Here is a 14,336-nt window from a genome sequence, read left to right as displayed (position 1 = left end):
GGCCCTGTCCACACCGTTGCTCACAGGTGTGGAATTCCACCGGTGTAACTTGTCGACAGGTGGGGACAACCCCTGTGGAGAACACGGTCGTCCGCCGGCGCGCGAGTGCTCGGGGACGGGCTGCGGCCGGCGTCACCGGCGGCCGCCGGCACCCCGGCGCCGGCGGCTGGCGGCCGTGTAGCCGAAGGCGACGATGGCTCCCGTGACGAGTCCGCCGAGGTGCGCCTGCCAGGCGATGCCGGGGAAGAGGAAGCCGAAGACGACGTTCACGCCGATCAGCACCGCGATGGGCGTGATGGACTGCCCCAGGTGGCGCTGCAGCACGAACAGGGCGCCGAACAGGCCGAAGACGCCCCCGGACGCGCCGACCACGAGGCTGAGCGGGTGCGACAGGAGCAGGACGCCCACGGATCCGCCCAGGACGGAGAGCAGGAACAGCAGCAGGAACCGGCCGCGACCCAGCGCCGGCTCGAGCATCCGCCCGAACAGGTAGAGCATGTACATGTTCAGGATCAGGTGCAGCGGACTGGACATCGAGTGCAGGAAACCGCTCGTGAGCATCCGCCACGGCTCGGAGGTCGTGGTCACGGGGGCGTAGGCGAACATCTGCAGCAGGCTCACGCCCGCCGCCTGCCCGAGCCACTGCAGCGCGTAGACCACCGCGTTGACGCCGACGAGCCACCAGGTGACGAGCATCGGGGAGCCCTGGGCCGCGCGGCCGCCGAGGCTCGTGCGGACGGCGGGGCGCGAGCGCGTCGCCTCCTGCACGCAGTCGACGCAGTGGACGCCCACCGCGGCCGTGCGCTGGCACTCCGGGCACGTCGGCCGGCCGCACCGCTGGCACCGCACGTACGCCGGACGGTCGGGGTGGCGCGGGCACACCGGGATGTCTCCCCCGGTGGACGCGCCGTACTGCGGTCGCTCGCCGCTCACTGGGACTCCTCCTGGGCCGGTTCTCCGCGGGCCCGGTTCGCTGGACGGGATGGACGAGGTGGGACGGGACGGCAACGGCGCAGGCCCGTCCGGATCGCTCCGGACGGGCCTGCGCCGCTGGTCCCCGTCCCGGCGGTGCCAGGACGGGGAGACTGCTCGGATCTAGAGCTGCTCGATGTCGATCGAGGTGACCACGCAGTCCTCGACCGGGCGGTCCATGCCGCCGGTGCGGACGCTGTTCAGCTCGTCCACGACCTTCCGCGACGCGTCGTCGGCCACCTCTCCGAAGATGGTGTGCTTGCCCTGCAGCCAAGTGGTGGGGGCGGTGGTGATGAAGAACTGGGACCCGTTGGTGCCCTTGCCGTTGCGCTTGCCGGCGTTGGCCATCGCCAGGATGTAGGGCTCGTTGAAGTCGAGCTCGGGGTGGATCTCGTCGTCGAACTCGTAGCCCGGTCCGCCGATGCCCTGGCCCAGGGGGTCCCCGCCCTGGATCATGAAGTCCTTGATGATGCGGTGGAAGACCACGTCCTTGTAGAGGGGACCGGTCTGCTTCTCACCGGTGCGCGGGTCGCTCCACTCCTGGGTGCCGTCCGAGAGACCGATGAAGTTCTTGACGGTCTTCGGGGCGTGGTTGCCGAACAGGTTCACGACGATGTCGCCGTGGTTCGTGTGGATGGTCGCCTTGGCGGTGGGGATGGCAGAAGTCATGCGCCCATTCTTGCACGGCCCCCGGAGGCCCCTCGCGGTGGGGCAGCGGGGTTCAGCGCACAGTGAAAAGGCCCGGGATTGCGCGGCGCACCCTCCTGCCCCGACGGCTCTGCCCGTATGCTGACAGTGGATTGTCACGACCCGAGGAGGGATGGATTCATGAGCTTCAAGAAGTCCAAGAGCGAGAAGAAGGCCGTCGCGGCGCAGAAGGCCGCGGAGAGCAAGGTCCTGGACGCCGGCAAGTGGGCGTCCAAGGAGATCGGTGACCTCGCGCCCCGGCTCCAGCACAGCGTCGAGGCGGGCGCCGCGGCCCTCGCCGGTGGCGTCGCGACCGCCGGGCCGAAGGTCCAGGAGGGTCTGGGCCGCGCCCATGAGCTCTCCGGCTCCGCCAAGCTGAAGGCCGCCGCGGTGACCGCCCCGGTCGCGGCGAAGGCCGCGAAGACCGCCGGCCCCGTGGCCGCGAAGGCCGCGGACCGGGCCTCCGAGAGCCGCGCCGCGATGCAGGCGAAGTACGCCGGTGCCGCCGCCCTGCTCGCGGGCAAGTTCGCCGACGCGGACACCCCCGAGCAGCTCGAGGCGATCGTCGCGAAGCTGACCGGTGACAAGAAGGCCGTGGCCAACGCGAAGAAGGCCGCCTCGAAGGTCGCCAAGGACTACGCCAGGCAGCAGAAGAAGGCCGAGAAGTCCCACAAGGGTCTCCTGCTGCTGGGCCTGCTCGTGGCCGGCGGTGCGGCCGGCGTGGCCGCCTGGAAGGCCTCGCGCCCGGTCGAGGACCCCTGGAAGACCCCGGCGGCCACGTCCCCGCGCGTGACCGCCTCCCCGGTGGCCCAGCAGTCCACCGTGGCCGCCGGCACCGGTGTGCAGGTCGACGACGTCAAGGACGCGACCACCCCGGCCGGTCAGTCCGGTGGTGTCTCGGAGGCCGCCGCCGAGGTCAAGGACAGCGCCAAGACCGTCGGCGAGGACGCCAAGACCACGATCCACGAGGTCAAGGAGCAGATCCAGGGCAAGAAGGACGAGAACGAGGCCTGACCCCCGCCCGTTCGGGCAGAGGCCCCCGCTCCCGGCAGGGAGCGGGGGCCTCTGCCGTTGCGGCGGCGCGCGGTGATGCGCCCGGGGATGCGGCCGGGAACGAGAAGATCCCGACCGAGCGTCTGCTCGATCGGGATCCGATGTGGTGGAGACGAGGGGACTCGAACCCCTAACCCTCTGCTTGCAAAGCAGATGCGCTACCAATTGCGCCACGTCCCCGCGGTGTACCGGGCTACTCCACCTCGTCGGTGGCGTCCGCCCAGGCATTCCTGTCGGCGTCGGCCTCCCGCAGCTTGGTGAGCAGCGCGACCGACGCGCCGACCAGGGCGAGAGCCGCAGCCATCTTCCTGTTCACGCCTGCCTCCTGAGCTGCGGAAAAGGGAAACCGTGGGCGTACCAGGAATTGAACCTGGGACCTCTTCGTTATCAGCGAAGCGCTCTAACCGTCTGAGCTATACGCCCTCTCACGGCCCTTGCGGACCGAGAAGAAACGATACCGGAGTTGCCGACCCGTGCCAAATCGCCCCGGCCGGGCCGGACTCCCCGGAACCGCGCCGGATCAGTCGTCCGTGAGGGTGAGCCCGATCCCGCCCACGAGGGCCGCCGCGATGTTGTACAGCAGGGCGGCGAGCACCGACAGGGCAGTCAGCAGGATGACGTTGACCACGGACACGATGGTCGCGAAGATCGCGATCTGCCCCAAGGACAGGAAGTCCTTGATGTTCAGGGCCCCGCCCGCGCCGCCCAGCATCCCGAGCAGCTCGTTGATCCCGTCGAACAGGCCCGTGAGGTCCAGGACGATCCACAGCACGACCGCGGCGACCACGGTGATGATCCCCAGCGCGACCGACAGCAGGAACGCGAGCTTGAGCACCGACCAGGTGTCCACCTTCGAGACCACGAGCCGCGCCCGGCGCACCCGCGGCCGTGGGGCCGGGCGGACCAGGCCCTTCGTCGAGCTCGCGGGCCGGGCGCTCTTCGCCGGGCCGGAGCCGGACCGGGCAGCGCTCGACTTCGCGGGACCCGAGCCCGACTTCGCCGGCTTCGGCGCGGTCCGGGCGCTCGTCGAGGGCCTCGCCGTCCCGGACGGCGACCCGTTCCCGGGGCGGGGTGCGGACGCCAGGGGGGAGCGTCCGGACCGGCCGGCGGTGTTGGAGCCGGAACTCGAGCTCATGCGTTACCTCCGTTGTTGTTCGGGTCCAACGCTACTTCATCGTCCGTCGTGTCCCCGGAACCGGGGACCGGACCGAGCTCGTCGGCCTCTCCGTCTGCCTCGCCCGTGTCCAGGACGTCGGCCGTCTCCATCGTCTCGTCGAGCTGGACGTCGACCTCGGCCACGGCCTCGGCGTCGACCTCCTCGGCGATCTCCCGGTCGGCGTTGCGGGCCACCCCGGTGATCGTGTCGCCCTGGGCGGGCTTCGCGAAGATCACGCCCATCGTGTCGCGGCCCTTGGCCGGGACCTCGGAGGCGCCGGTGCGCACGACCTTGCCGGACTCCATGACCACGAGGACCTCGTCCTCCTCGCCCACGATGATCCCGCCGACCAGCCGGCCGCGCTGCTCCGCGAGCTTGGCCACCTTGATGCCGATGCCGCCGCGGCCCTGCACCCGGTACTCCTCCACCTTGGTGCGCTTGGCGTAGCCGCCCTCGGTGACCACGAAGACGTAGGCGTCGTCGGTGACCACGTTGGCGGAGAGCAGCTCGTCGCCGTCCCGGAACTTCATGCCGGTGACCCCGGAGGTCGCCCGCCCCATGGGACGCAGCACCTCGTCGCTCGCGGTGAAGCGCAGGGACATCCCGTTGCGGGAGACCAGGAGCAGGTCGTCCTGCGCGGACGCCAGCTGGGCCGAGACGAGCTCGTCGTCGTCGCGCAGGTTGATCGCGATCACCCCGGCCGTGCGGTTGGTGTCGTAGTCCATCAGCCGGGACTTCTTGATCAGGCCCCTGCGGGTGGCGAGCACCAGGTACGGGGCGTCGCTGTACGAGCGCAGCTCCATGACCTGGGCGATCCGCTCCCCCGGCTGGAAGGCCATCAGGTTCGCCACGTGCTGGCCCTTGGAGTCCCGGCCCGCCTCCAGCAGCTCGTACGCCTTGGTGCGGTAGACCCGGCCCAGGTTCGTGAAGAACAGGATCCAGTTGTGGGTGGTGGTGACGAAGAAGTGCTCCACGACGTCGTCCCCGCGCAGCTGCGCGCCCTTCACGCCCTTGCCGCCGCGCCGCTGGGAGCGGTACTGGTCGGAGCGCGTGCGCTTGACGTATCCGCCGCGGGTGATGGTCACGACCATCTCCTCCTCGGGGATCAGGTCCTCCATCGACATGTCGCCGTCGTAGCCGTACATGATCTCGGAGCGGCGGTCGTCGCCGTAGCGGCCCACGATCTCGTCGAGCTCCGAGGAGATGATGCCGCGCTGGCGCTCCTCCGAGGCGATGATCTCGGTGTACTCGGCGATGAGCCGCTCGAGCTCCGCGTGCCGGTCCTGGATCTTCTGCCGCTCGAGGGCCGCGAGCCGGCGCAGCTGCATGTTGAGGATGGCCTGCGCCTGGTCCTCGTCGATCTGCAGCAGCTCCATGAGCCCGCTGCGGGCGTCGTCGGCCGTCGGGGAGCGGCGGATGAGCGCGATGACCTCGTCGAGGGCGTCGAGCGCCTTGAGCAGACCCCGCAGGATGTGGGCCTCCGCCTCGGCCTGCCGCAGGCGGTACTCGGTGCGGCGGACGATGACGTCCATCTGGTGGGTGACCCAGTGCCGGATGAACGCGTCGAGGCTCAGCGTGCGGGGCACCCCGTCCACGAGCGCGAGCATGTTGGCGGAGAAGTTGTCCTGCAGCTGCGTGTGCTTGTAGAGGTTGTTGAGCACCACCTTGGCCACGGCGTCGCGCTTGAGCACGATCACCAGCCGCTGCCCGGTGCGCCCGGAGGTCTCGTCCCGGATGTCGGCGATGCCGGTGATGCGGCCGTCCTTGACGAGGTCCGCGATCTTCATCGCGAGGTTGTCCGGGTTCGCCTGGTAGGGCAGCTCGGTGACCACCAGGCAGGTGCGGTTGTGGATCTCCTCGACGCTGACCACGGCGCGCATGGAGATCGAGCCGCGGCCGGTGCGGTAGGCGTCCTCGATGCCCTTGTGCCCGAGGATCTGTGCGCCGGTCGGGAAGTCCGGGCCCTTGATCCGCTGCAGCAGCTCCTCGAGCAGCGTCTCGTTGGAGACGTCCGGGTGCTGGAGGTACCACTGCACGCCGTCCGCGACCTCGCGCAGGTTGTGCGGCGGGATGTTGGTGGCCATGCCCACGGCGATGCCGGACGAGCCGTTGACCAGCAGGTTGGGGAACCGGGACGGCAGCACCGACGGCTCCTGGTTCTTGCCGTCGTAGTTGTCCTGGAAGTCGACGGTCTCCTCGTGGATGTCCCGGACCATCTCCATGGCGATGGGCGCCATCTTGGTCTCGGTGTACCGCGGGGCGGCCGCGCCGTCGTTGCCCGGGGAGCCGAAGTTGCCCTGCCCCAGGGCGAGCGGATAGCGCATCACCCAGCCCTGGATCAGCCGCACGAGGGCGTCGTAGATCGCGGAGTCGCCGTGCGGGTGGTACTGGCCCATGACCTCGCCCACCACGCGGGCGCACTTGTTGAAGGAGCGGTCGGGGCGGTAGCCGCCGTCGTACATCGCGTACAGCACGCGCCGGTGCACCGGCTTGAGCCCGTCCCGGACGTCCGGCAGGGCGCGGCCCACGATGACAGCCATCGCGTAGTCGAGGTAGGACCGCTGCATCTCGGTCTGCAGGTCCACCTGCTCCACGCGGTCGGTCAGCACGGGGGTGTGCTCGAGGTCGCCGGCGAGGCCGGCGTCCTCCGGGGTCGGTCCGTCCTGGGTCTCGTCACTCATGCGGTCTTTCCGTTCTGTCTGCTCGTCCTCGTGGTCCTGCGCAGGTCCCGCCCCCGGTCATTGCATGCCGAGTGGGACATATGTCGCGGGTCAGATGTCGAGGAACCGGATGTCCTTGGCGTTCTGCTGGATAAACTCGCGGCGGGACTCGACGTCCTCGCCCATGAGCACGGAGAAGATCTGGTCGGCGGCGGCCGCGTCCTCCATGGTCACCTGCAGCAGGGTGCGGTGGTCGGGGTCCATCGTGGTGTCCCACAGCTCGGTGTAGTCCATCTCGCCGAGGCCCTTGTAGCGCTGGATGCCGTTGTCCTTGGGGATGCGCTGGTTGTTGGCGAGCCCGCGCGCCAGCGCCTCGTCCCGCTCGGCGTCCGTGTAGACGTAGTCGTGCGGGGCGTTGGACCACTTGATCCGGTACAGCGGCGGCTGGGCCAGGTAGACGAAGCCGTGCTCGATCAGCGGGCGCATGAACCGGAACAGCAGGGTCAACAGCAGCGTGGTGATGTGCTGTCCGTCCACGTCGGCGTCGGCCATCAGCACGATCTTGTGGTACCGCGCCTTCTCGATGTCGAAGTCGTCGCCGATGCCGGCGCCGAACGCGGTGATCATCGACTGCACCTCGGTGTTGGACAGCGCCCGGTCCAGCCGCGCGCGCTCCACGTTGAGGATCTTGCCGCGCAGCGGCAGGATCGCCTGATGCGCGGGGTCCCGGCCCTGCACCGCCGAGCCGCCCGCGGAGTCACCCTCCACGATGTAGATCTCGGACAGGGAGGGGTCCTTGGAGGAGCAGTCCTTGAGCTTGCCGGGCATCCCGCCCGACTCGAGCAGGCCCTTGCGCCGGGTGGTCTCGCGCGCCTTGCGGGCCGCGAGCCGCGCCTGCGAGGCGTTGATCGCCTTGCGGATGATCTCCCGTGCCGCGGCCGGGTTGCGCTCGAGCCAGTCGCCGAACCGGTTGTTCACCTCGCGCTGGACGAAGGTCTTCGCCTCGGAGTTGCCGAGCTTCGTCTTGGTCTGGCCCTCGAACTGGGGCTCGGCGAGCTTGATCGAGATGACGGCCGTGAGGCCCTCGCGGACGTCGTCGCCGGTGAGGTTCTCGTCCTTGTCCCGGAGCAGCTTGTTCTCCCGGGCGTAGCGGTTCACGAGGGACGTCATCGCCGAGCGGAAGCCCTCCTCGTGGGTGCCGCCCTCGTGGGTGTTGATCGTGTTCGCGTACGTGTGCACGGACTCGGTGTAGGCCGTGGTCCACTGCATGGCGAGCTCGAGGGACATCTTGCGCTCCGTGTCCTCGGACTCGAGCGCGATGACGTCGTCGTGGACGAGGTCGGCCTTCTTGGACGTGTTCAGGAACGTCACGTAGTCCAGCAGGCCGTGGTCGTACTTGTAGACGACCCGGCGGTGGCCGGCGCCGTCCTCGTCCTCGTGGTTGAGCCGGGCGACGTCGGTGCCGCCGTCGCGGCCCTCGACCGGCTCGGCGTCCGCGTGGACGGCGGTGCGGTCCGAGGCGGAGCCGGCGATCTCCTCGCCGGACTCCTCCGGCGCCCGCTCGTCCGTGAGGGTGATCCGCAAACCCTTGTTGAGGAACGCCATCTGCTGGAAGCGGGCCCGCAGCGTCTCGAAGTCGAAGTCGACGGTCTCGAAGATGTCGGGGTCCGGGTAGAAGACCTGGGTGGTGCCGGTCTCCGAGGTCTCCTCACCCCGGACGAGCTCGCCCTGGGGCATGCCGCCGTCGGCGAAGACCATCCGCCAGACGTGGCCCTGGCGCCGCACCTCGGTCTCGACGCGCCGGGACAGCGCGTTGACCACGGAGATGCCCACGCCGTGCAGCCCGCCCGAGACGGCGTAGCCGCCGCCGCCGAACTTGCCGCCCGCGTGCAGGATCGTCATGACGACCTCGACCGTGGGCCGGCCCTCGGTCGGGTGGATGTCCACGGGGATGCCGCGGCCGTTGTCCACGACCTTGACGCCGCCGTCGGCCTGCAGGGTGATCTCGATGTGGTCGCAGTAGCCCGCCAGGGCCTCGTCGACCGAGTTGTCGACCACCTCGTACACGAGGTGGTGCAGCCCCCGCGGGCCGGTCGAGCCGATGTACATGCCGGGTCGCTTCCGGACGGCCTCGAGACCTTCCAGGACGGTGATGTCACCGGCACCGTACTCGCGCTTCTGCGGATCCTCTGTTGCCACGGGTTCCTGGCTCCTCCTGTTGGGCACACCGGTCCCGCTCCGGACGGCACAAGAGAACGCCGATGAGACGTTCGGGCGGCTCATCGGCTCGTGCGGGGTCGGAACGGGTCGACGACTCCGGGTGCCCGCGCCGCGGGCGAGGTGGTCGCGATCGGCCGTGGGGGCCCGGTCCGTCGATTGCTGTCTGGAACCGATTCTATCGGAAAACCGTGGGCTCGGGGTGCTCACAGGTCCCTCTGAGCGGCCGGGAAAGGGCCTCAGGACCACTTTTCCTCCGCTCCGCCACCCCCAGGACGCCACCGGGGGGCCGCAGCGCGCCACGAGGCCGCTCAGCGGTCCGGACCGCCGGCCTCAGCCGTAGGTGTCGCGGGGCCCCCGGCCCTGCACGGAGCGGCGGCCGCGCTTCCAGCTCGGGGCCGTGGGACCGAGGATCTCGATCCGGGTGACGATGCCCTCCCCCAGGTGCTCGTCGAACATGCGCAGCAGCTGCGGGACCATGAGGCGCAGGTTCGCGGCGTAGGCGGTGGAGTCGCACCGGACCCGCACCACGGTCTCGTCGAAGCTCTCCGGCCGGCAGTGCCCGGCGATGCCCGGGCCCACGAGGTCGTCCCAGCGGGCCAGCACCGAGCCCACGGCGACCGGCGCCTTCCAGCCGCGCCCGGACACGAGCCCGTCCAGCACCGTGCCGACCCCCCGGGGGTCGCGGGCGGAGCGGCCCGCCCCGGAGTACCCGCCGAGCGCCCGCGGGTCGACGTCGTTGCCGCGGCGGCCCAGGCGCTCGGCGGCCGACGCGGTGGCCGCCTCCATGGCGGCGCCGAAGCCCTTGAGGTTGCGCCGGGCGGCCGCCCCGTAGAGCCGCCCGTCCCCGCGCGCCTCCGCCGCGTGGCGCATCCGGGTGAGCAGCGCCGCCGGCGCGTCGATCTCGTCCTCGATCCGCACGACGTTCGCCTCGGGGACAGGGGGCTCCTGGGGCTCCCCGGCGGGGAGCGGGTCGTCCTCGCGCCGCGGCCCGGTCACGACGACGACGCCTCCTCCGGCTCCGGACCGGTCCCGGCGGGCGCCTGCTCGTCGTCCCGGACGGCGGTGCCGGGACCCACCCGCACCACGTCGTGCGGACCGGCCACGAGCTCGGCCGGGAGGTCCTCCTCGACCGCGGCGGTCACGAGCACCTGCTCCGCGGAGGCCACGATCGCGGCGAGACGGCTGCGGCGGCGGGCGTCGAGCTCCGCGAACACGTCGTCCAGGACGAGGATCGGCGCGGCGCCCTCCGTGGGGTCGTCCGCCAGGTGGACGTACCAGGAGCCGAGGCGGAGCGCGAGGGCGTAGGACCAGGTCTCGCCGTGGGAGGCGTAGCCCCGGGCCGGCGCCGTCCCGAGCAGCAGCTCGAGCTCGTCGCGGTGCGGGCCCACGAGGGTCAGTCCCCGCTCGAGCTCCCGCTGCTCCGAGGCCTCGCACGCGTCGAGGATCAGCTGGTGCAGGTCCGCGGGCGTGAACCCGCGCAGCCGCTCGGCGTCCCCGGCCGCGCTCTCGGGCAGCACCGAGGACACGTAGCGCAGGGTCGTCTCCTTGGTCCCGTCCGTGAGCTGGCCGTAGGCGGTCGCCACCTGGGGCGCCAGGGCGTCGATGAGCTGCAGGCGCGCGTGCAGGATGCCGGCCCCGGCGCGGGCGAACTGGTCGTTCCACGCCGCCAGGGTCGACCGGTGGGTGTCCGTGAACCGGCCGCTCCGGCGGGCCGACTTCAGCAGCGCGTTGCGCTGCCGGAGCACCTTCTCGTAGTCGGCCAGGGTGCCCGCGAGGACCGGGCGCATGGACTTCGCGAGGTCGTCGAGGAAGCGCCGGCGGTGGGAGGGGTCCCCCTTCACCAGCGCCAGGTCCTCCGGCGAGAACAGGACGGTCCGCACGATGCCGAGCGCGTCCCGGGCCCGCACCGGGGAGGCCCGGTTGATGCGCACCCGGTTGGCGCGGCCGTCGTTGAGCTCGAGCTCCAGGACGGTCTGCTGCCCGCCCCGCCGCACCCGGACGCGGACGATCGCGCGGTCGGCGCCGAAGCGGATCAGCGGGCCGTCGGAGGACACCCGGTGCGAGGACAGGCCCGCCGTGTAGTCGAGGGCCTCGACGATGTTCGTCTTGCCCACGCCGTTCGGCCCGAGGAACACGGTGGTCCCGGGAGCGAGACGTATGTCCAGATGGGCATACGTCCGGTAGTCGAGCAGGGAGAGGTGGTCGACGAACACGCCGGGATCAGCAGCTTCCGGTTCCGGGCCGGCCGGTCACTGGCTGGGGAGCCGCACCGGCATCAGCAGGTACTTGTAGTCGTCCTTGTCCTCGCCCTCGGGCTCGGCCTGGGCGGAGAGCACGGCCGGCTTGGGCGGGGCGGTGAAGGAGAACCGGACGTAGTCGGAGGCGAAGGCGTGCAGGCCCTCCGAGAGGTACGTCGGGTTGAAGGCCACCGTGATGTCGTCACCGGTGAGGTGCGCGTCGAGGACCTCGGAGGCCTGGGCGTCCTCGCCGGTCCCGGCGTCCAGGGCCACCTGCCCCTGGGTGAAGGCCAGGCGCACGGGGGTGTTGCGCTCGGCCACGAGCGAGACGCGCCGGACGGCCTCGACGAGCTCGGTGGTCCGCACCGCCGCGGTGATCGGCGTGTGCTCCGGGAACAGCGACCGGATCTTGGGGTACTCGCCGTCGATGAGCAGGCTCGTGGTGCGGCGGCCGCCGGACTCGAAGCCGACGAGCTCCGCGGAGTCGGACAGGGCGATGTTGATGTCACCGGCCGGGCCGAGGGTCTTGGCGATGTCGTTGAGGGTGCGCGCCTTGATCAGCGCGGCCGTGGAGATGTCCTGGGTGCTGGGCCGCCAGGTGAGCTCGCGCATCGCGAGCCGGTAGCGGTCCGTGGCGAGCAGCGTCATCTTCTCGCCCTCGATCTCCACGCGGACGCCGGTGAGGATAGGCAGGGTGTCGTCCTTGCTCGCGGCGATGTTCACCTGCGCCACGGCGTGGGCGAACTCGTCGCCGGCCACCACGCCGGAGACATCCGGCAGCGCCGGCAGCTCCGGGTAGTCGCCGACCGGCATGGCCGCGAGGTTGAAGCGCGAGGAGCGGCAGGTCAGGGTGACCTTCCCCTCGTCGGCGTGCACCTCGACCGGGGCGGAGGGCAGGGAGCGGCAGATGTCCGCGAGCAGACGGCCGGAGACGAGGGTGGTGCCCTCCTCCTGGACGTCGGCGCTGATCGACAGCCGCGCGGAGATCTCGTAGTCGAAGCTCGCGATGGACAGCTGACCGCCCTCCGCACGGATGAGCAGACCGGACAGCACGGGGACCGGGGGCCGAGGAGAGAGGGACCGAGCGGTCCAGGTGACGGCCTCGGCGAGAACATCGCGTTCGACGGAGAACTTCACGAGAGGTTGCTGCCTTTCAGTCTGAGCAAGGACGGCGGAGCCACGGTCCCGGACAGGGTCCGGTGCGGGCCGCGCCGCGGGGTGCAGCGGTGCGAACAGGGTCTTCGCCCTCTGCATCGTATCGGTCCGTTTCATAGGACGGCCATTCGGCCGCTCCGTGGCGGCGTCCGGGTGATCCCGGGCCCGGGAGGTCCCGGACGGGGTCGGCGTTCCAGGATTCTTGTTGTTTGGCCAGATGTCTCTTTAAGGATGGGAGTGTTAATAACCGCTGTGGAATCTGTGGATAACTGCCCCTCGGCCAGCACCCGGGCGGTGGCGGCCTGTTGAGTTCCTGTGGTTCGGGGTCCACCGGAACGCGTGCTGCCGGTGGACGAGATCCGCGTGGTTCCGCGGGTTCCACAGCCCTCCACCGAGTTGTACCGAGGTTCTCCACCGGTCGGACGGAGAATTCCACAATTTTATCCACAGGTGTGGGTTCTGTCCTGTGCACAGGCGCTCCACAAGCGCCGACATCCTGTGCAGGAGGGTGCCCCCGGGCCCGGGATCCCGCGGGCGGAGCCTGTGGACGAACTACACGAAAAGGCCCCGGCGGTGCTCCGCCGGGGCCTTCGAGGAGGGGTGGGGCCGGGCTCAGCCCTCGCGCTGCTGCTGCTTGATCCGGTTGGTGAGCTCCGTGACCTGGTTGAAGATCTGCCGGCGCTCGGCCATCAGCGTGCGGATCTTGCGGTCGGCGTGCATCACCGTGGTGTGGTCGCGGCCGCCGAGCTCCTGGCCGATCTTCGGCAGGGACATGTCGGTGAGCTCGCGCAGCAGGTACATCGCGATCTGCCGGGCGGTGACCAGGGTGCGCGTGCGGGACTTGCTCTTGAGCTCCTCGAGGCTGATGTCGAAGTACACCGCGGTCTGGGCCAGGATCGAGGCCGCGGTGATCTCCTGCGCGCCGTCGTCGGTGATGAGGTCCTTGAGCACCAGCTCGGCCAGGGGCAGGTCCACCGACTGCTTGTTCAGGGAGGCGAACGCGGTGACCCGGATCAGGGCGCCCTCGAGCTCGCGGATGTTGGTGGAGATGTGGGAGGCGATGTACTCCAGCACGTCGTCGGGGGCGTCCATGCCCTCGCTCGTGGCCTTCTTGCGCAGGATCGCGATGCGCGTCTCCAGCTCCGGCGGCTGCACGTCGGTGATCAGGCCCCACTCGAAGCGGGACCGCATCCGCTCGGCGAAGCCGGTCAGCTGCTTGGGCGGCATGTCGGAGGTGATCACGATCTGCTTCTCGTGGTTGTGCAGCGCGTTGAAGGTGTGGAAGAACTCCTCCTGCGTGTGCTCCTTGCCCGCCAGGAACTGGATGTCGTCGATCAGCAGCATGTCCACGTTGCGGTAGATCTCCTTGAAGGAGGAGCCCTCGTCGTCGCGGATCGAGTTGATGAAGTCGTTGGTGAACTCCTCCGAGTTCACGTAGCGCACCCGCACCTGGGGGTAGAGACGCTTGGCGTAGTGGCCGATCGCGTGCAGCAGGTGCGTCTTGCCCAGCCCGGACTCCCCGTAGATGAACAGGGGGTTGTAGGCCTTGGCCGGGGTCTCGGCCACCGCGAAGGCCGCGGCGTGGGCGAACCGGTTGGACTGGCCGATCACGAAGGAGTCGAAGACGTACTTGGGGTTCAGCCGCGCGGAGCTGTCCCACTCCCCCACCACGGCGGGAGCGGTGCCGGTGTCCTGGACGGGGCGGCGGGGCGGGGCGGCCTGCGGGTCCCGCGGCGGCGGCAGGGTCCGGTCGGCCCCGCCCATCTCGGAGCGGTGTGCCGGCTCCGGGGGCGGCGCCATGAGCCCGGCGGGCTGCCGGTCGAGGCCGGCCGTCCGCCGGTCGACCTCCACCGCGTCGGCGGTGTCGGCGTGGTCGACCCGTGCGGGCAGGTCGGTGCGGTTGCGCTCCGCCTCGAGCTCGCTGATCGGGGGCAGGGCCGCGGTGGGCGTCGAGGCGCCCGCCTCCGGTGCGGGAGCGGTCTCGAGGTCGGCGTCCACCACGAACGCCACGAGCGTCTCGGGGCTGAAGGCCCGGCCCACGGAGGACCGGAGCACGGACGCCATCTGGTTCTGGAAGAACTCGCGGGTGAGCTCGTTCGGGACCGCGACGAGCAGCGTGGTGCCGATGAGGCCCTGGGGCTGGGCCAGGGAGATGAACCCCCGGTAGCGCCCCGTGGTCATCGGGTCCTCGTACAT

Annotated in this window: 11 protein-coding genes and 2 tRNA genes; 1 reads left to right on the top strand and 12 read right to left on the bottom strand. The window is 70.5% G+C overall.

Translation table 11 applies throughout. From position 1 onward, the window contains the following. Positions 1–132: 132 nt before the first annotated feature. Both EQG70_RS00060 and EQG70_RS00055 read right to left on the bottom strand, forming a co-directional pair. Complete coding sequence (locus tag EQG70_RS00060; protein ID WP_109268894.1) at positions 133–933, bottom strand: rhomboid family intramembrane serine protease; 801 nt, start codon at positions 931–933, stop codon at positions 133–135. Positions 934–1,095: 162 nt separating this feature from the next. Further along, on the bottom strand, positions 1,096–1,641 hold the full coding sequence (locus EQG70_RS00055) for a peptidylprolyl isomerase (protein ID WP_017835081.1): 546 nt from the start codon (positions 1,639–1,641) through the stop codon (positions 1,096–1,098). A gap of 159 nt (positions 1,642–1,800) precedes the next feature. Between EQG70_RS00055 and EQG70_RS00050 the strand changes: the two genes are divergently transcribed. Continuing rightward, entirely contained in the window at positions 1,801–2,673 is an 873-nt protein-coding gene (locus tag EQG70_RS00050; RefSeq protein WP_109268895.1) for a hypothetical protein, read from the top strand. Between the two features lie 143 nt (positions 2,674–2,816). Here the strand turns inward: EQG70_RS00050 and EQG70_RS00045 are convergent. The 10 genes from EQG70_RS00045 to dnaA all read right to left on the bottom strand — a co-directional run bounded on the left by EQG70_RS00045 (position 2,817) and on the right by dnaA (position 14,336). After that, positions 2,817–2,892, bottom strand: a tRNA-Ala gene (locus tag EQG70_RS00045). 13 nt (positions 2,893–2,905) lie between these two features. Beyond that, entirely contained in the window at positions 2,906–3,028 is a 123-nt protein-coding gene (locus tag EQG70_RS18680; RefSeq protein ID WP_017835079.1) for a hypothetical protein, read from the bottom strand. Positions 3,029–3,061: 33 nt separating this feature from the next. Next, a tRNA-Ile gene (locus EQG70_RS00040) sits at positions 3,062–3,135 on the bottom strand. Between the two features lie 97 nt (positions 3,136–3,232). Beyond that, complete coding sequence (locus EQG70_RS00035; protein ID WP_081615871.1) at positions 3,233–3,847, bottom strand: DUF3566 domain-containing protein; 615 nt, start codon at positions 3,845–3,847, stop codon at positions 3,233–3,235. Next, the gene (gyrA, locus tag EQG70_RS00030) at positions 3,844–6,549 is read right to left on the bottom strand and encodes a DNA gyrase subunit A (protein WP_017835077.1); all 2,706 of its coding nucleotides are present in this window, start codon (positions 6,547–6,549) and stop codon (positions 3,844–3,846) included. Before gyrA ends, EQG70_RS00035 begins: the two co-directional genes overlap by 4 nt. Before the next feature lie 90 nt (positions 6,550–6,639). Beyond that, entirely contained in the window at positions 6,640–8,727 is a 2,088-nt protein-coding gene (gene gyrB, locus EQG70_RS00025; protein ID WP_017835076.1) for a DNA topoisomerase (ATP-hydrolyzing) subunit B, read from the bottom strand. Between the two features lie 351 nt (positions 8,728–9,078). Continuing rightward, a complete protein-coding gene (locus EQG70_RS00020) occupies positions 9,079–9,744 on the bottom strand; it encodes a DciA family protein (protein WP_017835075.1) in 666 nt (221 codons plus the stop codon). Next, positions 9,741–10,961 carry a DNA replication/repair protein RecF gene (gene recF / locus EQG70_RS00015; protein WP_017835074.1) on the bottom strand — a complete coding sequence of 407 codons (1,221 nt, stop codon included), beginning with the start codon at positions 10,959–10,961 and terminating at the stop codon, positions 9,741–9,743. Before recF ends, EQG70_RS00020 begins: the two co-directional genes overlap by 4 nt. A 36-nt stretch (positions 10,962–10,997) precedes the next feature. Beyond that, positions 10,998–12,122, bottom strand: coding sequence for a DNA polymerase III subunit beta (gene dnaN, locus EQG70_RS00010; protein WP_035924354.1), 1,125 nt, complete (start codon positions 12,120–12,122; stop codon positions 10,998–11,000). A gap of 630 nt (positions 12,123–12,752) precedes the next feature. Then, positions 12,753–14,336 (bottom strand): chromosomal replication initiator protein DnaA, encoded by a 1,584-nt coding sequence (gene dnaA, locus EQG70_RS00005; RefSeq protein WP_051063853.1) that lies wholly within the window; start codon positions 14,334–14,336, stop codon positions 12,753–12,755.

Source organism: Kocuria rosea, assembly GCF_006094695.1.
GTDB classification, from domain to species: Bacteria; Actinomycetota; Actinomycetes; order Actinomycetales; family Micrococcaceae; genus Kocuria; species Kocuria rosea.
This window is presented reverse-complemented; position numbering and strand designations above follow the sequence as displayed.

Bases quoted from the DNA above. Each gene is read 5' to 3' on its own strand.
- EQG70_RS00055 (WP_017835081.1), bottom strand. From the start codon at position 1,641: ATGACTTCTGCCATCCCCACCGCCAAGGCGACCATCCACACGAACCAC.
- EQG70_RS00050 (WP_109268895.1), top strand. From the start codon at position 1,801: ATGAGCTTCAAGAAGTCCAAGAGCGAGAAGAAGGCCGTCGCGGCGCAG.
- EQG70_RS00035 (WP_081615871.1), bottom strand. From the start codon at position 3,847: ATGAGCTCGAGTTCCGGCTCCAACACCGCCGGCCGGTCCGGACGCTCC.
- gyrA (WP_017835077.1), bottom strand. From the start codon at position 6,549: ATGAGTGACGAGACCCAGGACGGACCGACCCCGGAGGACGCCGGCCTC.
- dnaA (WP_051063853.1), bottom strand. From the start codon at position 14,336: ATGTACGAGGACCCGATGACCACGGGGCGCTACCGGGGGTTCATCTCC.